This window comes from Rhizobium sp. GW821-FHT14E12 (assembly GCF_058803745.1).
In genome coordinates this window covers 279,027-298,491 of sequence record NZ_JBXAPH010000005.1, presented here as the reverse complement: position 1 = coordinate 298,491, position 19,465 = coordinate 279,027, and the positions used below count along the sequence as shown (strand labels likewise).

The following is a 19,465-nucleotide window of genomic DNA, read 5'->3' as shown; positions in this document are numbered from 1 at the left end:
GTTTTCTGGCCCGATGCCTCGCACAGTGATAAGTTCCGCAAGATCGAAGCAATCATGTGATTCCAATGCGATATGATCTTTCCTCCCTACCGTTGACGACGCTCCTGCCCGCGATGACCAAAGCGGAGGATATGCTGGCGCGGCTGGATGAGCGGGTCTTGCGGCATGTGGTCGCCGATGGTTTCCGCGAGCGCGGGCATTTTTTCGATGCGGTCGGCGCGCTCTGGGTCGGCGGCGAACTGGTGCATGTCGAGGATCTGGTGTTGCATGACGCGCGCATGGATGCCCGCACGCCGACGCATGAGCTGACCATTGCCCATGCCGTGCTGCGCACCCGGCGACGGCTATGGAACGCCGAGCCTTCCTGGGGGCTGGAGGCCGCAGGCCTTGCGACGCTGCGTGGCGATATCGGTGAGATCGAGGAAACCGCGACACCGCGTCCTGCGCCCGTCCCAGGCATGGAAGCGGACTTGGAAGAAAATAACGAGGACGAAGATGATTTCGGTGTGGACTTTGCCGAGATCGATGCGGTGATCGCCCGTTCCGATCAGGTGTTGAATGGAGAGCTTCCAGATGCCCGGCCTCAGAGCGTTGACGATCCGCTGGGGCTGGTTCATGACGAGGACTGGGACGAAGGCGAGCGGCTGGAGAGCTGGCGTGCCGTCATCCGCCAGGCCGATCTTCTGCCGCCTGCTCTCGGTGCTGCTGTGCTTTTCGATGCCTGGGAGCGGATCGAGCCGCTGCGGCGGCAGCATTGGCTAGGCAGCCTGCTGGTCAGCGCCTATCTGCGCAGCCGCGGCAAGGTCGCCTCGCATCTTCTCTGCCTGAATGTCGGCCTGAAATCCGTTCGCCACGAACGCCGTCGCGCGCCCGATCGCACCACGCGTCTACTGGCCTTTCTCGAGGCCATGGCGCTTTCGGCCGATGCGGGGCTGAAGGAGCTCGATCGCCTGTCGCTTGCCAAGTTGCAGATGGAGCGACGGCTGAAGGATCGAAGGTCGAACAGCAGCCTGCCCGGCGTCATCGAGATTGTGCTGTCGCGGCCGATCGTTTCCGCCAAGATGATCGCCCGCCATGCCGGCGTCACCTCTCGCGGCGCGCTTAACCTTGTGGCCGAACTCGGCGTGCGGGAAATGACCGGGCGCGGGCGTTATCGCGGCTGGGGTGTGCTTTAGGCCGGCAAGGACCGGATTTCCGAGAGAACAGCGGGGACGTGCGCTGTCGTCTGTCCTTTTGCAACCACAACCCTAGTTTTTGCTCAATGTGACAGTTTGTTAAGCTAAGCCACGCGAAAATGGACAAAATTTAATGGCCTAACCAAATTCCTATGTGGGGCGATGCAAGCTAAAGTCGCGCTCAATTGCGTCGGCGGAATGTTTGAAAGCCGGGCGCCCTGAAGGAAGGTGTATTGATGGCTCGGACATTTCGGGTCCTGATATCGGTAGTCGTGATTGGCGCCGTGGCTTATGGCGCCTACGCGACGCGGGATCGCTGGCTTGGCGGTGCGGAGCGCCTGCTTGGCATTCAAGGCACGGCGGCACCCGGCGAGCAGGCCCAGGGCGAACGCCGGAGTGGTCAACGCCAGGGCGGCGGCGGACGGCGCGGCGGCCTCTCGCAGTTCAGCGGGCCTGTTCCGGTGCTGGCGGCGGATGCGACAAGCACCGACGTACCGGTCTATATCGACGGCGTCGGCTCGGTGAAGGCGCTGAACACGGTCACGGTGCGCGCGCAGGTCAACGGCAAGATTGTCGAAATCGATTTCGACGAAGGCCAGGACATCAAGAAGGGTGACGTAATCGCCCGCATCGACGATGCGGTCTACAAGGCCCAGCTTGATCAGGCGATTGCCAAGAAGGCACAGGACGAAGCCTTGCTCGCCGGCGCACAGCGCGATCTTGCCCGCTATCAGCTCATGGTCAAGAGCGCCTCGGGCACGCAGCAGCAGGTGGATACGCAGCTGTCGCTGGTCGCTCAATATACGGCGCAGGTCCAGGTCGATCAGGCCACCATCGAAAGTGCGCAGGCGACGCTCGACTATACGACGATCAAGGCGCCGATCGACGGGCGCACCGGCATCCGCAATGTCGACATCGGCAATCTCGTCAGCTCCTCCGACACGACGGGCATCGTCACGCTATCGCAGATCCGGCCGATCTCCGTGCTCTTTTCCGTCCCGCAGCAGCAGCTTGCCCGCGTCAACGCCGCAAGTGCCGCCGGCGCGCTTTCCGTTCAGGCGATGGCGAGCGATGGTCAGACGGTGGTCGATAACGGCACGCTGGCGGTGGTCGACAATCAGGTGGATCCGACGACCGGTACGGTCAAGCTGAAGGCCAATTTCCCCAACGACAAGCTGGCGCTCTGGCCGGGCGCCTTCGTCAATGCCCGCCTGCTGGTCGAGACACTGAAGGGCGTCACGGTCATTCCGACCGCCGCCGTACAGCGCGGACCGAACGGCACCTTCGTCTATATCATCCGCGAGGATCAGTCGGTCGCCATGAAGCCGGTGACGGTGCGCCAGCAGGATGATGTGCAGGCCGTCATCACCAATGGTGTGGCCGCGGGCGACAAGGTGGTGACGACCGGTTTTGCCCGTCTGCAGGATGGGTCGAAAGTGCAGATTTCCGCCGGTACCGGAGCGGCAGCACCGGCTGTGGCCGCGCCGAACGCTGATGGGCAACCGGTTGCCGGCACTGCGGCCCAGACCGATGGAAATGCGGCCAATGACGGGCAGCGGCCGTATCGCCAGCACAATGGCCAGGGCAGCGGCAATGGCGGTCATCGCAAACAGAACGCCGATGGCGGCAATGCTGCCAATCCCGCTCCCAATGCGGATGGCGGTGCGGCGGCTTCCACCAATTCAACCGCCATGCCAGCGCCGCAGCAATGAACGTCTCGTCGCTCTTCATCTCCCGGCCGGTCGCCACCTCGCTTCTTGGGGTGGCCGTCCTGCTGGGCGGCATTCTCGGCTTTCTGTTCCTGCCGATCGCGCCGCTGCCGCAGGTGGATTTTCCGACGATCCAGGTGACGACGCAGCTTCCCGGAGCTGATCCCGATACCATGGCGGCTCTGGTGACCGCGCCGCTGGAGCGGCCGCTCGGCCAGATCCCATCGCTGGCGTCGATGACGTCGTCGAGCGCCTTCGGCATCAGCCAGATCACCCTGCAATTCGATCTCGGCCGCGATATCGATGGGGCGGCGCAGGACGTGCAGGCGGCGATCAATGCCGCCGGTTCGACGCTGCCGCGCACGCTGCCCTATCCACCGACCTATTCGAAAGTAAACCCGGCCGATACGCCGATCCTGACGCTCGCGCTGCGCTCCGACAGCTATTCGATCCGCGAGCTTAGCGATTTCGCCGATACGATGATGGCGCAGCGGCTGAGCGAAGTCACCGGCGTCGGCGACGTCAACATCCAGGGCGGCGTCAAGCCCGCCATCCGCATCCAGGCCGACCTGCCGCGCCTTGCCTCCTATGGGCTGGCGCTGGAGGACCTGCGCACGGCGATCACCAATGCCAGCGTTGCCGGCGCCAAGGGTGCTCTCGACGGCACGAACCAGAGCTTCACACTGGCTGCCAACGACCAGATCGTCGATCCCGCCATCTACCGATCCATCATCGTCGCCTATCGCAACAATGCGCCCGTGCAGCTGAAGGATGTCGCCACCGTCGTCGAGGGGCTGGAGAATACCCGCGTCGGCGCCTGGTATCAGGGCAAACCCGCCGTCATCCTCGACATCATGCGCCAGCCGGGTGCCAACGTCATCCAGACGGTCGAGGGCGTGCTGAAGCAGATTCCGCGACTGAAGCAGGCGCTGCCGGCCGGCATCTCGATCGACATCGTCAACGATCGCACCGAGACCATCCGCGCCTCGATCCATGACGTGCAATGGACGCTTGTCGTCAGCATCGGTCTCGTCATCCTCGTCGTGCTCCTGTTCCTGCGCACGGTAACGGCGACCTTCATCGCCGGCGTCGCCCTGCCGCTGTCGCTGATCGCGACCTTCGGTGTCATGTGGTTTGCCGGCTTCAGCCTCGACAATCTCTCGCTGATGGCGCTCACAATCGGCACCGGCTTCGTCGTCGACGACGCCATCGTGATGATCGAGAATATCGCCCGCCACATTGAGGAGGGCGAGAACCCGATGCAGGCGGCGCTGAAGGGCGCCGGCGAAATCGGCTTCACCATCATCTCGCTGACCGTCTCGCTGGTTGCCGTCTTCATCCCGCTGCTGTTCATGACCGGCATCGTCGGGCGCATGTTCCGCGAATTCGCCCTGACGCTGACCATCGCCGTCGTCGTCTCGGCGGTGATTTCGCTGACGTTGACGCCGATGATGTGCGCCCGCATCCTGCGCAAGCCCAAGGAGCATCGCAGCGGTTTCCTGGCGGGTGCCGATCGCTTCATGGAGTGGATGATCGAAGGCTATCGCCGTAGCCTCGTCTGGGCGGTCGATCGCAGTGCGCTGATGCTGATCGTCACGGCGGTAACGCTTGTCGCCACCATCGCGCTTTATGTCGTCATCCCCAAGGGCTTCTTGCCGCCGCAGGATACCGGCCTGATCACCGCCGTCATCGAGACGGAGCCGACCACCTCCTTCGAAGCCATGAAGCAGACGCAGGCAACGGTCGCCGATCGGCTGCGCAAGGACCCTGATGTCTCGGGCGTCGTCTCGGTCATCGGCACCAGCGCCAGCAATCTGACGCTCAACACCGGCAATCTCAGCCTCGTGCTGAAGCCGAGGAGCGAGCGCAGCGATTCAGCCGCTGAGATCATCGACCGGATGCGCGACGAAGTGGCGGATCTGCCGGGCATCCACGTCACCTTCCAGAGCGTGCGCGACATTTCGATCAGCACGCGCGCCAGCCGCGCGCCCTATCAATACACGCTGACCGCCACGGATACCGCGACCGTGGTCGACTGGGCCGGGAAACTGGCGAAGCGGCTGCAGGAGAGCCCGAAGCTGATCGACGTTTCCTCGGAAGTCGAGATGGGCGGCGGCCGTATCTTCGTCGATGTCGATCGCGAGACCGCCTCGCGCCTCGGCGTCTCGATGCAGGCGGTCAGCGATACGCTGAACGACGCCTTCGGCCAGCGGCAGATCGCCACGATCTATGGTCAGGCCAATCAGTATCGCGTCATCCTGGAGGCGGCGCCGCAATATCAGGCGGACCCGAAATCGCTCGACAAGCTCTATGTCGCCGGCGCCAGCGACACGCAGGTGCCGCTCAATGCCTTCACCACGGCGACGTTTGCGACGGCGCCACTGGTCATCAGTCACGATGAGCAGTTTCCGGCCGTGACCATCAGCTTCGATCTCGCCAAAGGCGCCTCGCTCAGCGATGCCGTGGCCGAGGTCCAGACCGCCGAGCAGGATATCGGCATGCCTGATACCATCCAGCGCAGCTATTCCGGCGATGCCGAGGAGTTCGCCTCGTCGTTGGCCGGCGAACCCTGGCTGATCCTCGCGGCTGTCGTGACCATCTACATCGTTCTCGGCCTGCTCTATGAAAGCGCCGTGCATCCGATAACGATCCTCTCGACCCTGCCGTCGGCGGGCGTCGGGGCGCTGCTGGCGCTGATGCTGTTCGGTCAGGACCTGTCGATCATCGCGCTGATCGGCATCGTGCTCCTGATGGGCATCGTCAAGAAGAACGCGATCATGATGATCGACTTTGCGCTGGAGGCCGAGCGCAAGGAGGGGCTGCCGCCGCGCGAGGCGATCCTGAAAGCCTCGATCCTCCGCTTCCGCCCGATCATGATGACGACGCTGGCGGCACTTTTCGGTGCGTTGCCCCTGGCGCTGGCGCAAGGCACGGGAGCGGAGCTGCGCATTCCCCTCGGCATCACCATCATCGGTGGCCTGGTGCTGTCGCAGCTTCTGACGCTCTATACGACGCCGGTGATCTATCTCGCCTTCGAGAACCTGCGTGCCCGCATCGTCGGTCGGCCGACCGGCACGCCCGCTCCGGAGCTGGACGATATTGTGGGTGGCGAGACATGAACCTCTCCGAGCCGTTCATCAAACGTCCTGTCGGCACGACGCTTCTGGCGATCGGGCTGGTGATCCTCGGCATCGTCGCCTATCGCTTCCTGCCGGTGGCAAGCCTGCCAACCGTCGACTTGCCGACCATCGTCGTTTCTGCCAGCCGCCCCGGCGCCGACCCCGCCAGCATGGCGGCGAGCGTTGCGGCACCGCTTGAACGGCATCTCGGCACCATTGCCGGCATCACGCAGCTGACCTCCGTCAGCTCACTCGGCTCCAGCAGCATCGTCGCCCAGTTCGATCTGTCGCGCAGCGTCGACGGCGCGGCGCAGGACGTGCAGGCGGCGCTGAATGCGGCGGCGACCGACCTGCCCGGCGATCTGCCGACCTTGCCCTCCTTCCGCAAGATCAATCCGGCCGCAGCTCCCGTCCTGATCCTGGCGCTGACCTCGGACACCGTGCCGGCAAGCGCTATCTATGACGCGGCGGATACCATCGCCGTGCAGCGCATATCGCAAGTCGATGGCGTCGGGCAGGTGTCGGTCAGCGGTGCCGATCAACCGGCCGTTCGCGTCAGGCTCGATCCTGATCGTCTCTCAGCCATGGGTCTGGCGCTGGACGATGTACGAACGGCGATCGTCAATGCCAGTACGCTCGGCCCGGCCGGTTCGATCGACGGCAGCAGCGCCGCTTTCTCGATTTCCCTGAACAGCCAGTTGCGGACGCCCGAGGCCTATGGCCGTCTCGTCGTGCGCAGCGGCGACGGCACGGCCGTGCGCCTCTCCGATATTGCCACGGTCGAGCCGGGTGTACGCAACAGCCGCTCCGACGCCTGGTTCGATGGCAAGCCTGCCGTGCTGCTCAACATCACCAAGGAAGCGGACGCCAACGTCATCGCCACGGTCGACGGCGTCAAGACGCTGATCCCGGAGCTGCAACGGCTGATCCCGGCCGGTATCCACATTGCCGTTCTCTCCGACCGCACAACGACGATCCATGCCAGCGTCACCGACATGCAGTGGACGCTGGTGGCGACCATCTGCCTGGTCATGGCCGTGGTCTTCACATTTCTTCGTCGTGCCACGCCGACGTTTGCAGCCGGCGTTACCGTGCCGTTGTCGCTGTGCGGCACCTTTGCCGCCATGTGGCTCTTCGGGCTGTCGATCGACAATCTGTCGCTGATGGCGCTCGCGGTCTCCGTTGGCTTTGTCGTCGACGATGCCATCGTGATGATCGAGAACATCTACGCCAATCTCGAAAGCGGCATGAAACCGATGCGGGCGGCGCTCGAGGGGGCAAAGCAGATCGGCTTCACCGTGGTTTCGATCAGCCTGTCGCTGCTGGCGGCCTTCATTCCGCTGTTCTTCATGGGCGGCATCGTCGGCCGGTTCTTCCAGACCTTTTCGCTGACGCTCGGTTTCACCATCGTCGTCTCCACCCTGGTGTCGCTGACGCTGACGCCGATGATCTGCGGCCATCGCCTGCGGGCGCACGACATGGAAGCCCAGCCGGGCCTGTTTGCCCGGATCGTCGAGGGAACGCTCGGCGCGGTTACGAATTTCTATGGCCGGACGCTGAAGGCGGTGTTGCATCATCGCGTGCTGTCCGTCCTCGTCATTTTCGCCTGCGTCGTCATGTCCGCCTATCTCTACGTCAAGGTGCCGAAGGGTTTCATCCCGCAGGACGATACCGGCTTCATTCAGGGCGGCACGCAGGCGGCGACGGATATTTCGTACCCGGCCATGGTCAAATTGCAGCTGCAGGCCGCCGAGCTCGTCGGCAAGGACCCGGCCGTCTCCGGGGTTGGTTCGTCCGTGGGTGGCGGCGGTTTTTCCAGCTCGGTCAATCGCGGGCAGCTGTTTATTTCGCTGAAGCCGGAATCGGAGCGCGCATCGACCGCGGAGGTGATCGACCGGCTGCGCAAGCAGCTAATGGCCATTCCGGGCCTTAGCACATTCCTGTTTTCGCCGGGCGACATCCGCGCCGGGGCGCGTCAGTCGCAGTCGCAATATCAGTTCACGATCTGGGGCGCGAATTACGACGAGCTGGTGGAATGGGCGCCGAAGGTGCTGGAGCGCCTGCAGGCGCTGCCGGAATTGACCGATGTGGCCACCGACCGGCAGCCGAACGGTCTGCAGGCGACGGTCAACATCGATCGCAGCGAGGCCTCGCGGCTGGGCGTTAGCATCCAGTCGATCGACGCGGCGCTTAACAATGCCTTCGCGCAGCGGCAGGTTTCGACGATCTACACCCAGCGCAACCAGTATCGCGTCGTGCTGGAGGCCAATCCCGACTACGCCCGCGATCCTCACGATATCTCCAAGCTCTATGTTCCGGCGTCCGGCGGCATCCAGGTTCCGCTCAGCGCCGTCGCCTCGATCCAGCGAACGCTGGCGCCGCTGGTGGTCAATCACCAGGGGCAATATCCCTCCGTGACGATCTCCTACAATCTGGCGCTCAACAGCGTGCTGCAAGTAGCGAATGATGCCATTCAGAAGGCGGTGCTGGAGATGCATCTGCCCGACGAGCTGCACGCGGATTTCGCCGGCGATGCCGCCAGCGTCACGCAATCCTCGGGCAGCCAGCCGCTGCTGCTGCTGGCGGCACTGCTGACGGTCTATATCGTCCTTGGCATTCTCTATGAGAGCCTGGCGCATCCGCTGACGATCATTTCGACACTGCCGTCTGCCGGTCTCGGCGCGCTGCTGGCACTGGTCATCAGCGGCACGGAGCTGACGATCATCGCCTTCATCGGCATCATCCTGTTGATCGGCCTCGTCAAGAAGAACGGCATCATGATGGTGGATTTCGCACTTCAGGGCGAGCGCAAGCTCGGCCTGTCGTCGGAAGAGGCGATCTACCAGGCCTGCCTGAAACGCTTCCGCCCGATCCTGATGACGACGCTCGCGGCACTCATGGGCGCCATCCCGCTGATCATCGCCACGGGTCCCGGGGCGGAACTGCGCCGTCCGCTCGGGATCACCATCGTAGGTGGCCTGGTCGTCTCGCAGATCCTGACACTTTATACGACGCCGATCATCTATCTGATGCTCGCCAAGCTCCACAGCCGGTGGTCGGCGAAGCAGGAGCCAGCCCCGCCGGTCATTTCCTCATCGATCTGAACCCGGCTATGGGCGGCAGCTTGATCTGCCAGCTTTGGTAATCCCCTGAGCGCATATGCTGCTGTCTGGCGATCGTCCTATCCCGACCAAAACACCACAGGCTACGGTGATATCGCCGTAGCCTGTGGTGTTTTTGCGATGGCTGGAACCGGGCGGGCATATCGTCCGTCGGCGCAGCGCGTCAGGCTTGCGTGGCCTCCGGTGTTGTCGTGCCTGTCGCTCCCACCTTGCCCTTGAAGACGCGTCGGACGGAGACGAAGAGTAGCGGGATGAAGAAGACGCCGAGGACGGTCGCCGAGATCATGCCGCCCATGACGCCGATGCCGATCGAGTTCTGGCTACCGGAGCCCGCACCATTGGCGATCGCCAGCGGCATGACGCCGAGAATGAAGGCAAGCGACGTCATCAGGATCGGTCGCAGGCGCTGCCTCGATGCCTCCAGCGTCGCGTCGATCAGGTTCTTGCCGTTGTTCTGCTGCTCGATGGCGAATTCGACGATCAGGATGGCGTTCTTGGCGGCCAATCCTATCGTCGTCAGCAGGCCGACCTTGAAATAGACGTCGTTCGACTGGCCGAAGAGGGTGGCGGCCAGCAGCGCGCCGAAGATGCCGATCGGCACCGACAGCATGACGGCAAGCGGGATCGACCAGCTTTCGTAGAGGGCAGCCAGCGCCAGGAAGACGACGAGGATGGAGATGGCATAGAGTTGGCTCGCCTGATTGCCGGAGAGCTTTTCCTGGGCCGACAGGCTGGTCCACTCATGGCTGAAGCCGGGCGGCAGGGTCGCCATGATCTGGTCGATCTCGTTCATGGCATCGCCGGAGGAGACGCCGGGAGCGGCAGCACCCTGGATTTCGACGGCCGACGAACCGTTATAGCGTTCCAGGCGCGGTGAACCATAGGTCCATTCGCCGCTGGAGAAGGCCGAGAACGGCACCATGTCGCCGCCGGAGTTGCGGATATACCAGCGACCGAAATCCTCCGGCTGCATGCGGAAATCCTGGTAGGCCTGGACGTAGACAGGCTTGACGCGACCGCGATCGATGAAGTCGTTGACGTAGGTGCCGCCCCATGCGGTCGACAGCGTCGAGTCGATATCCGCCAGGCTGATATTCAGCGCGCTCGCCTTTTCCTGATCGATATTGACCGAATATTGCGGCGTATCTTCCTGGCCGTTCGGGCGGGTGCCGAACAGTTTCTGGCTCTTTGCGGCGGCACCCAGCAACTGGTTGCGGGCGGCGATCAGGCTGGCATGCCCCGCGCCATTGATGTCCTTGATGAAGAAGTCGAAACCGCTCGAACTACCGAAACCGGGAATGGCCGGCGGCGCGAGCGCAAAGACGCTGCCGTCCTTGATCTTCGAGAAGGCGCCCATGGCGCGGCCGGCGATTGCCTGCGCCTTCGATTGCGGGGTCGAACGCTCGGCGAAGTCCTTCAGCCGGACGAAAACGATACCGACATTCTGACCCTGGCCGCTGAAACCGAAGCCGGCGACGGCGAATGCGCCTTCGACATAGTCCTTCTCGTTGTTGAGGTAATAGTCCTTCACCTGATTGAGCACAGCCCAGGTCCTGGAATCCGCGGCGCCTGGAGGGAGCTGGATCGCAGTCAACAGGATGCCCTGGTCCTCATCCGGCAGGAACGAGCTCGGCAGACGATTGAACAGGTAAGCGACGGCGCCGCCGATCAACACGAAGATCAGCAGGAAGACGGCACTCCAGCGTATCATGCCGTGAATGCTTCTCTGATAACGAAGCGTCGCGCGCTCGAAATTGCGGTTGAACCAGCCGAAGGCGCCGCGCTGCTTCGATCCATGCTCCGGCGCCTTCAAAATGGTGGCGCAGAGTGCCGGCGTCAGGATCAATGCGACGATGACCGACAGGATCATCGCCGAGACGATCGTCACCGAGAACTGCCGATAGATGACGCCGACCGAGCCCGAGAAAAAGGCCATCGGGATGAACACGGCGGAAAGAACCGTGGCGATGCCGATCAGCGCACCGGTGATTTCCTGCATCGACTTGATCGTCGCTTCGCGTGGCGACAGACCCTCTTCCTCCATGACGCGCTCGACGTTTTCGACGACGACGATGGCGTCGTCCACCAGCAGGCCGATCGCCAGCACCATGCCGAACATGGTGAGGGTATTGATCGAATAGCCGAATAGAGACAGCACGCCGAAGGTGCCGAGCAGCACGACAGGGACGGCAAGCGTCGGGATCAAGGTGGCGCGGATGTTCTGCAGGAAGACGAACATGACGATGAAGACGAGTACGATGGCCTCGAACAGCGTCTTGACCACGTCTTCGATCGACAACTTGACGAAAGGCGTCGTGTCATAGGGATAGACGATTTCGACGTTCGGCGGCAGCGTCTGCCTCACGCTGTCGATGGTCGACCGCACGGCCTCCGCGGTATTGATGGCGTTGGCACCGGAGGCGAGCATGACGGCGAGACCGGCCGAGGGGTGGCCGTTATAGGTGCTCGACGTGGTGTAGGACGAGGCGCCAAGCTCGACGGTCGCGACATCATTGAGGCGCACCAGCGAACCATCGGGCAGGCTCTTGAGAATAATATTGTTGAACTGCTCCGGCGTCTGCAGACGGCTCTTGGCCGTCACCGTCGCGTTCAGCTGCTGGCCCTTGCGCTGCGGCAGCGCACCTAGCTGGCCGGCCGAGACCTGCGAGTTCTGCGCCTGGATCGCGGTGGTGACGTCGCTGACCATCAGCTGGTATTTGGCGAGCTTGTCTGGATCGACCCAGACGCGCATGGCATAGCCGGCGCCGAAGATCTGGGTGTTGCCCACGCCTTCGATACGCTTCAGCGTGTCGTTCAGCGTACTGGCGACATAATCGGCAAGGTCGTTCGAATTGAGCTTGCCGTCGGTCGAGACGAAGCCGACGACCATCAGGAAGTTCGATGTCGACTTGGAAACGACGATACCCGTCGTCTGCACCGTTTGCGGCAATTGCGCGGTGACGAGCTGCAGCTTGTTCTGCACCTGCATCTGCGCGACGTCGGGATCGGCCTTGTTGGTGAAGGTCAGCGAGATCGATGCAGATCCCGTCGAGGTCGAGGTCGACGTCATATAGTCGAGGTTGTCGATGCCGGTCATGCCCTGCTCGATGACCTTGGTCACCGAGTTCTCGACGGTTGCGGCGTCAGCGCCGGAATAGGTGGCGTTGATGCTTACCGTCGTCGGGGCGATCTGCGGATATTGCGAGATCGACAGCGTCAGGATGGACAGCGCGCCCGCAAGCATGATGACAATGGCAATGACCCAGGCAAAGATCGGCCGGTCGATGAAAAAACGCGACATCGCTTACCTCACTTCTGGGCGCCGGATCCGGCTTTGGTATCGGTCTTTTCCAGCTCGGCCTGTTCGGCCGGCTTGCTATCGGCGGCAGCCTGCTTCACCTCGCCGGTGGCATCATCGATGGTCACGGCGGTGGCGTTGACGTCCTGGCCGTCGCGCACGCGCTGGCCGCCTTCGACGATGACACGATCGCCGTCGGTCATGCCCTCGTTCACCAGCCAGCTATTGCCGATGCTCCGCTGCACCTTCAGCACTCGTTGCTGCACCTTGTTCTCGGCGGTCACGAACATCGCTATCGGTTCGCCCTTGGTGTTGCGGGTGACGGCACGCTGCGGCACGAGGAAGCTGTTCTCGGCGACGCCCTCCTGGATGGTGGCGCGAACATACATGCCGGGCAGCAATATGCGGTCCGGATTGGGGAAGACGGCGCGCACGGTGATGGTGCCGACGGTTTCAGCGACCGCGGCCTCCGCAAATTCAAGCTTGCCGGTTTCCTTGTATTGGGAACCGTCTTCCAGTGTCAGATGGACGGAAACATTGTCGCCGCTGGTCTTCAACCGGCCGTCGGCAATGGCGCGCCGGAATTCGAGCAGGTTGGTGCTCGACTGCGTGACGTCGACGTTGATCGGATCGAGCTGGCGGATGGTGGTGAGTGCCGTCGTCTGGTCGGCGGTGACCAGCGCGCCGACGGTCACGGCCGAGGCATCGACACGGCCGCCGATCGGGGCGCGCATCTTGGTGTAATCGAGATTGATGCGCGCTGTTTCCAAAGCGGCCTTTGCCGATGCGACATCGGCGTTCGCTTGCGCCAGGGTGGACAGCGCATCGTCGAGATTCTGCTTGCTGACTGCGTCCTGTGCCGTCAGGCTCTTGTAGCGGTCGACCTTCGACTGCGCGCTCGGCACGGCGCCCTGCGCCTTCTGCAAGGCGGCAACGGCGCTGTCGTAGGAGGCCTGATAGGAGGCTGGGTCGATTTCGTAAAGCACGTCGCCGGCGGTAACCTCGCTGCCTTCCTTGAAGTTGCGGCTGCGAATGATGCCGCCGACCTGCGGCCTGACTTCGGCGATCAGATAGGCGCTGGTGCGGCCGGGCAGTTCGGCGGTGATCGCCACGGATTGAGGGTGCAGCGTCATGGCGCTGACCTCGGTCTTGACGGCGGGCGCGCTACCCTGCGCAGCCTTCTGCTCGTTGCAGCCGGCCAGCAGCATCGTGGCGGCGACCCCTGCGACGAGGAGCGAGATCCGGGCGGCCGGAAAAAGTCTGATTCGCGCCGGACGTGCGGATACAGGGGTAGAAGAGACGAGCTTTCCCACGTTGCTATTTCCCATTGCCTTATTTACAGTACCAAGTAGTACAGAAAATATTTGTACCACCGTAAATGTCAATCTCATTTAGCTTTTTTAGGTTAAGATGGAAGTGCGGATGAAAGCAAGAGCGAGCGATGCGGAGCAGTCCGCTGTTCCCCGCAAGCGCGGCCGTCCGAAAACGGTGAGCGATGAGGCAAGGCGGGCGGAGATCATCGCGGAGGCCCGCGCGACATTTCATGAGCTCGGTTACGGCGGCACGACCACGGATCTCGTGGCCGCACGATGCAAGATTTCGAAACAGACCCTCTATCGATTGTTTTCAAGCAAGATAGAGCTTTTCATGGCGCTCATGGCCGAGCACCGCGCCTCGATGCTGGCCCTGCCGCGCGACCCCAAGGAAAATCTGCCGCTGACCGAGGCGCTCGAGCAGATTTTCATGATCGATATCGATGAAGCGGCCGAGCGTGACCGCGAGGCCTTCATTCATTTCGTCATGAGCGAGGCGCAGCGATTTCCCGAGATCGCGGCGCTGCTGCGCACGCAGGGAGGCGAGCAGACCCGACAAATGCTGGCCGACTGGCTCGATCTGCAGCAGCAGCGCGGCCTGATTGAAATTGCCGATGCCGGAAGTGGTGCGCGCATGCTGATGAACATGATCTTCGGCGCGATGATCACGCTTCCCGGCAAGACGAACGATTGGCCGGACCGCGAAACCCGGTTGCGGCATCTGCGGCAATGTATTGCGATCTTTGTTGCGGGCGTCCAGCCGCGTCGGTGCGACTGACGGGTAAAACAGCAATGCCGGCAGGGTTCAGGACCATGCCGGCATTGTCTCCGTCTCCGCCCCCAGAGACAGAATATTCGAGCGATAGCGCTTAATGCGCAATGGCCATGTTCGCCTTGTCCGCGCCCTCTTCAAAAAGCGGAATTGGCAGGCCGTTTGCGTACATTTCCTGCAACACGGCTCCGAGCGCGAGATCGAGGCACCAGACCGGAAACTCGGCCTCCAGACTCTTGGCGCTTTGACGCGCATAGGTGATCAGCCGTGCGATGGATGCCAACTCTTTCAGCGAGTCGGAATCGTAAGCTGCCATTTCGATAGGAAGTATTGCTGTCATTTTACGCCCCTTTTGCCCCCTGTTTCCGGCGGACGCGATACCCGTCGCCAGAAACATGAGGAAACCCTAGCGTATGTCCGGAGGCTTGGCGCGTGACATACAGCGTGACACGAGGCGAGATTGCGAAGGGAATTTACAATGCAATTTCAAGGTGGTGAAAGGCGGAATGCCATAAACTGTTGGCCTGAAAGGCCCAGTCGCGCGGTGGTTGCCGGCGCTCGTCGGGGCAGTCGGCTAGCGCACTCAGCAATTGCAGTGCGTCGATGCGCTTCTGGTTGATCGCATTGGCGCGCAGGAGATCGGCAATTGCCGGCCGTCGTGCCGGGTCCGGCAGGTCTGCCGCCACGGTCATCGAATGGTAGGTGAGCGACTTGAAGAACATGGTCTCGGCGCAAGCCTGGAGTGCTGCCCGCTCCGGCTCGCTGATCGCGCCGACCTCGGCGAGCGCTTGCAGTGTCGCCTGCATATTGACCAGCGGCTCGCTGAGCGCGCGGTATCCGAGCTCGGCGGGCGCGTGGATCTGTGCCACGGCGGAATCATCGGCAAGCGCCCCGCAGGCATAGGCCTCGAAGATGCGGCCGATGCCGACCATGCCGAAGGCGGCGCATTCGGCGGCGCGCAGCGCTCCCATGCTGGCGGCGCCATAGACGCGGATACCTTTCGACAGGGCAAAAAGGATTTCCTTATGCCAGACGGGCGCGACATTTTCGAAAAACCCGTCGATCAGACCGATGGCGTTGGCGCCGTCTTCGACGGCTTTGGCGATATCGCCTTTTTGCGCCGGTGGGCGCAGCGTAATGCCGAGATCGATGATCTCGGCGGCATCGGGAAGTGTCGGGCCGACAAACAGGATTTTCATAGCAGTTGCAACGTCTTCGAGATGGCGCGGTAGCCGAAGCGGCGCTTGCGGTCCCCGGCCGGATTTTCCAGTTGCGGCACCACGAGCTTGGCGACGGCAAAGGGAAGCGAGGGGTCGCCAAGCGAAACCGCGATGGTGGAGTTTATGCCTGCTTGGCGCAAACGGTCGATCGTCAGCTGCAACAGCCCCTCGGCTCCTTCCGGCGAGGCTGCATTCGATGATGTTGCCGTCCTCGGGATGGCATCGAAGCAACGGCGAATGCTCTCCGGCAATTCGCGGGTAAAATTTTCGGGCCGGATATCGTCGCGGGCGCCGCTGATGAAGGTGAGCCGCGATTGCGCGGCTTCCGTCACGGCGCGGATCGCCGCCCGCACCGGCGACGGATGGGCGCCGCTGCCGATCGTGACATCGAGATAGCGGACGTGTCTTGCCTGGGTGATTTCCGAGGGGCCGAGAAGGGCGACGACGACGGGTATGCCGATATCGCTGGTGATATCGAAGAGCCGGAGAGTGAGGTCCGCGGAGGTGATCTGGGCGATCAGCCCGTTCAGCACCGGATCGGCGAACGAGGCCGGATCGATGCAGGCAGCCATCCGCAGCTTCGGCTCGGAAATCTCCCAGAGCACCTCGGCATCGCGCTCGATGCGTTCGAGCAGGCCGTGCAGGATGGCCTCGGTGAGATTGTTGCCGGAGGCGAGGCCGTCGGAGGATTGCCAGAAGCGCGGATCGCGGATGGTGCGATCGAGTGTTACGGCGTTGAAGGGGATCCAGGCGGGCCTGCCGGCAATGAGATCATAGCCCTCGGCCCAGGCAATCTCCTCATCATCATCGATATCGGCCTGCGCCCTGGCAACGAGCGGGAGCAGCGGATCGGCGTGGTGTCCTTCGGCCAGAAGTTGGCGGCGGCTGGTCGTGACGGTCGAAAGGGCAGGTGCGCCGGCGACGGTTCGCTCCAGCGCTTCCATGGCGGCCGAGACTTTGGCGTCGAGATCGGTGATGCCCTTGCCATTGTTGATGACGATCGAACGGGCGTTCGGGCTGACCGCCTGCCAGACGGGAATGCCGATCTTGTCAAGCCCCGTCAGGCGGCCGAGGCGGGTGACGCCATGGGCTGCAAGGCAGGGCTCGATCCGTCGAAAAGTCTCCTCGGCGGAACAGCTGCGGTCTGAGTAAAGAGATGAGGCGGCGACATGCTTCCTCTTGACCGAATTCCGGGCAAGGAATTCGGTCAGGGATGGATCCGTGATTAGCGCCACTGCCAATGCGGGCCGGTTTTAGTTGTCGAACCTGCCGCCTGCCGGGCCTTCATCGAACCGTCCGCTGGCGGCATCATCGAACCTGCCGCTGGCTGCATCATCGGCGCTGCCGACGGTGATGGCCAGATTAACGCCTCTGATGATAGTCGCGCCGGCATTGCGCAGCTTGTCAATGGTAGCAAGATCGCTACCTGCCGGTGGAGCGAGCGGAGTTATTGTGCCTGCGCGAAGGTCTGCGAGATAGAGTTGCGGATCGCCAGGAATGCCGATTACTACGAAATTCGCCATGTCCAATTCCTTCTTAGTTAAATATCTCAGTCAAAAACCTGCACGTCGTAGTCCTTCTCTATAATGATCCTTTTGCCATTGTTCGCGGACAGGAACAATGGAGAGCCAAGTATCAATATCAAAATCCGGATAGATTTCTTTAACTTTGCGCACTAGAGTCTTGGCCTTGCGCATGTCGCCCGACATGGCGGCACTTGCGGCGGCAAGTCGGGCAGCCTGGGAAGGGTCGGCCATGCGCGCAATATAGGCGTTGGCTTCCTCGTAGCGTTCCAGGGAATAGTTTGCCCCCGCAGCGGTCCACAAATAGAGATCCGGGCTTAGCGGGTTGAGCTTGATGGCGCGTTCGACCTTTTCCAGGGCCTCGCGGGGTTGCGAGGCATGCTGCAACGTATCGGCATAGTCGGCGATGACGTCGGCATAATGAGGACTGATGACCTCGGCGAGTTTGAAGGCCTCGATGCTTTCATCAAAGGCTCCCTGATAGAGCTTGGCGACGCCGAATTGATGGTAGCCGCCAACGATGTCCTGGCCGGTCGCGATCGCCTTTCCGGCCTCTTCCTCGGCACGCTTCAACAATCGTGCGTCGCCTTGCGCGGTCACCAGCCATTCGAGGTGATAGGTACGTGCGATGCCGCTCAGCGCTGGCGAGAAATAAGGGTTTTCCTTCAGGGCCGTCTGAAACTCTTTGCGGGCGCGCCGGATGTCCGGAAGGTCTAGGCCTTTCAGATGGCGCTGGCCGAGCAGATAGTGATGGTAGGCCTCGGGATTGCGCTCGAAATAGTCGCGAGTAAATTCGTTGCGGTCGATGGAGTTTGCCACGGCCGACACGATGCGTTGAGTGATTTCGCGATGTTGACGCGGCAGATCCCGCGCTTCCATGCTGAAGCGTTCCGCCCAGATGACTTCGTCGTTGCCGGCATAGATCAGTTGCGTGAAAAGCCAGTAGGCGTTGCCGTCGAAGCTGAGCCTGGTATCCAGCACGTAGTTGATGCCGTGCCTTTCCAATGTTGCGCTCCGGTCCAGATCGAGCGCGATCTTTTCCGCCGTGTAATGCGCCACCATCGTTACGGTCTTCAGCACGCAGAGGCTGACGGTAATGTCTTCCAGCAGCGCCGCGGAAAGAAAGATGGCCGTTTGGTGGTTCCTTGCAAGGTTCACCGGCGGCAGCAAGGTGAGCCTTGGCGGTCCGCGGAGTGCCGGCTGGGCGGCTTCCACCCGAGGTCTTGCCTCCTGTCGGGCTTGTGGCGCGACGCCGCGCTGGCGTTCGAACAGTCGCCGCGCGACGCCGAGCGTCTGCGGGTCGGGATCGACCAGCAGTTCGCCCCACCGATACTTCCGGCGGTTCTCGAAAACATTGCGGGCGTTTTCGAGCTGGGGCTCTCCGGCATAGGTCTGCCCGAGGATCTGATAGACCGCTTCATCATCGGGATAGGTTTCGAACAGCCGCAACGCCGCTTCCTTGACGATGGTGGCTTCGGTATCCTCGCTCATGGCCGCGATGGCGCCGCGAAGCGTCGTCAAGATCTGTGTCCTGACCTGGTCGCGTTGCGTGTGCAGCCACATGCGTGCCTGGCCGCCGATGACCTCGGTGCGGGCGAGAAAATCCCAGCGGCCCAGTTGCAGCAATTCGCTCAGTGCCGCGTGAGGAGTGGTTTGCGAGGCGGCCTCGAGCAGCGCCAGATCGCTGGTGAACGCGCCGATATTCACACTCACCGTCGCCTGCTCGATCAGCAGCAGCTCGATCCCGAGTTCGTCTTGACGGCTTTTGACGCGCGACAGCGTCTGCCGCAGATTGGCAAGCGCCTTGTCCAGGGGAATATCGCCCCAGAGGAATTCAGCAAGTTCCGTGCGGGATTTGTGCGGCGAGGAGCCCGTCAGCAGGAAGCAGGCCGACAGCAGGCCTTTTTCTGGAAAAGGTACTGTTGAACCTGTTCCGTCGACCAGACGCAGGTCTCCGAATGTCAGTAGCCTGAAGTTCATGCATCCCCAACTGCGTCCGGCAAATTTCCGGCATCGCAAGCGCCATGCCGGCATCGCCTGCAATCATCTTCATGGTCGGCGATCATGAGGTTTCACTCACGATCGAGAATCCTACATTACGATGAGTGCAACTCTATCGCAATCACCTGCGTATCCTGCTTTCAGGTTGAAAAACCCGCAAGCAGACAAGGTGATCTGGATAGAAAACTGGAGCTATCCTTCAGCGATCAAGCG

General features: G+C 62.3%; 12 protein-coding genes. 5 read left to right on the top strand and 7 right to left on the bottom strand.

Translation table 11 applies throughout. The annotated features are described in order from the left end of the window. Positions 1 to 65: 65 nt before the first annotated feature. From AC1RO0_RS20795 to AC1RO0_RS20780, 4 genes are all read left to right on the top strand, one after another. Complete coding sequence (locus AC1RO0_RS20795; RefSeq protein ID WP_498594687.1) at positions 66 to 1,175, top strand: RHE_PE00001 family protein; 1,110 nt, start codon at positions 66 to 68, stop codon at positions 1,173 to 1,175. A gap of 236 nt (positions 1,176 to 1,411) precedes the next feature. Beyond that, entirely contained in the window at positions 1,412 to 2,887 is a 1,476-nt protein-coding gene (locus tag AC1RO0_RS20790; protein WP_498594686.1) for an efflux RND transporter periplasmic adaptor subunit, read from the top strand. After that, positions 2,884 to 6,003, top strand: coding sequence for a multidrug efflux RND transporter permease subunit (locus AC1RO0_RS20785; RefSeq protein WP_498594685.1), 3,120 nt, complete (start codon positions 2,884 to 2,886; stop codon positions 6,001 to 6,003). The genes AC1RO0_RS20790 and AC1RO0_RS20785 overlap by 4 nt, the downstream gene beginning before the upstream one ends. Beyond that, positions 6,000 to 9,107: an efflux RND transporter permease subunit gene (locus tag AC1RO0_RS20780; RefSeq protein WP_498594684.1), complete on the top strand. Its 3,108-nt coding sequence runs from the start codon at positions 6,000 to 6,002 to the stop codon at positions 9,105 to 9,107. Before AC1RO0_RS20785 ends, AC1RO0_RS20780 begins: the two co-directional genes overlap by 4 nt. 181 nt (positions 9,108 to 9,288) lie before the next feature. Here the strand turns inward: AC1RO0_RS20780 and AC1RO0_RS20775 are convergent, their stop codons facing one another. Both AC1RO0_RS20775 and AC1RO0_RS20770 read right to left on the bottom strand, forming a co-directional pair. Beyond that, positions 9,289 to 12,426 (bottom strand): efflux RND transporter permease subunit, encoded by a 3,138-nt coding sequence (locus AC1RO0_RS20775; protein WP_498594683.1) that lies wholly within the window; start codon positions 12,424 to 12,426, stop codon positions 9,289 to 9,291. A gap of 8 nt (positions 12,427 to 12,434) precedes the next feature. Next, the gene (locus AC1RO0_RS20770) at positions 12,435 to 13,736 is read right to left on the bottom strand and encodes an efflux RND transporter periplasmic adaptor subunit (protein ID WP_498594682.1); all 1,302 of its coding nucleotides are present in this window, start codon (positions 13,734 to 13,736) and stop codon (positions 12,435 to 12,437) included. A gap of 97 nt (positions 13,737 to 13,833) precedes the next feature. Between AC1RO0_RS20770 and AC1RO0_RS20765 the strand changes: the two genes are divergently transcribed. Next, positions 13,834 to 14,514, top strand: a complete 681-nt coding sequence (locus AC1RO0_RS20765) for a TetR/AcrR family transcriptional regulator (protein WP_498594681.1) — start codon at positions 13,834 to 13,836, stop codon at positions 14,512 to 14,514. A gap of 91 nt (positions 14,515 to 14,605) precedes the next feature. On the opposite strand, the gene AC1RO0_RS20760 is transcribed toward AC1RO0_RS20765, so the two are convergent. The 5 genes from AC1RO0_RS20760 to AC1RO0_RS20740 all read right to left on the bottom strand — a co-directional run bounded on the left by AC1RO0_RS20760 (position 14,606) and on the right by AC1RO0_RS20740 (position 19,231). Next, complete coding sequence (locus AC1RO0_RS20760) at positions 14,606 to 14,905, bottom strand: hypothetical protein (protein WP_498594680.1); 300 nt, start codon at positions 14,903 to 14,905, stop codon at positions 14,606 to 14,608. A 76-nt stretch (positions 14,906 to 14,981) separates the two neighbouring features. Next, positions 14,982 to 15,707: a TfuA-like protein gene (locus AC1RO0_RS20755; protein ID WP_498594679.1), complete on the bottom strand. Its 726-nt coding sequence runs from the start codon at positions 15,705 to 15,707 to the stop codon at positions 14,982 to 14,984. Continuing rightward, positions 15,704 to 16,939: a YcaO-like family protein gene (locus tag AC1RO0_RS20750; RefSeq protein ID WP_498594731.1), complete on the bottom strand. Its 1,236-nt coding sequence runs from the start codon at positions 16,937 to 16,939 to the stop codon at positions 15,704 to 15,706. Before AC1RO0_RS20750 ends, AC1RO0_RS20755 begins: the two co-directional genes overlap by 4 nt. Positions 16,940 to 16,981: 42 nt before the next feature. Next, entirely contained in the window at positions 16,982 to 17,251 is a 270-nt protein-coding gene (locus AC1RO0_RS20745) for a hypothetical protein (protein ID WP_498594678.1), read from the bottom strand. Positions 17,252 to 17,281: 30 nt separating this feature from the next. Then, entirely contained in the window at positions 17,282 to 19,231 is a 1,950-nt protein-coding gene (locus AC1RO0_RS20740) for an AfsR/SARP family transcriptional regulator (RefSeq protein WP_498594677.1), read from the bottom strand. Between the last annotated feature and the right edge of the window lie 234 nt (positions 19,232 to 19,465).

Coding starts and splice junctions, on each gene's coding strand:
- AC1RO0_RS20775 (WP_498594683.1), bottom strand. CDS start 12,426: ATGTCGCGTTTTTTCATCGACCGGCCGATCTTTGCCTGGGTCATTGCC.
- AC1RO0_RS20765 (WP_498594681.1), top strand. CDS start 13,834: ATGGAAGTGCGGATGAAAGCAAGAGCGAGCGATGCGGAGCAGTCCGCT.
- AC1RO0_RS20790 (WP_498594686.1), top strand. CDS start 1,412: ATGGCTCGGACATTTCGGGTCCTGATATCGGTAGTCGTGATTGGCGCC.
- AC1RO0_RS20755 (WP_498594679.1), bottom strand. CDS start 15,707: ATGAAAATCCTGTTTGTCGGCCCGACACTTCCCGATGCCGCCGAGATC.
- AC1RO0_RS20780 (WP_498594684.1), top strand. CDS start 6,000: ATGAACCTCTCCGAGCCGTTCATCAAACGTCCTGTCGGCACGACGCTT.
- AC1RO0_RS20740 (WP_498594677.1), bottom strand. CDS start 19,231: ATGAACTTCAGGCTACTGACATTCGGAGACCTGCGTCTGGTCGACGGA.
- AC1RO0_RS20745 (WP_498594678.1), bottom strand. CDS start 17,251: ATGGCGAATTTCGTAGTAATCGGCATTCCTGGCGATCCGCAACTCTAT.
- AC1RO0_RS20785 (WP_498594685.1), top strand. CDS start 2,884: ATGAACGTCTCGTCGCTCTTCATCTCCCGGCCGGTCGCCACCTCGCTT.
- AC1RO0_RS20760 (WP_498594680.1), bottom strand. CDS start 14,905: ATGTTTCTGGCGACGGGTATCGCGTCCGCCGGAAACAGGGGGCAAAAG.
- AC1RO0_RS20795 (WP_498594687.1), top strand. CDS start 66: ATGCGATATGATCTTTCCTCCCTACCGTTGACGACGCTCCTGCCCGCG.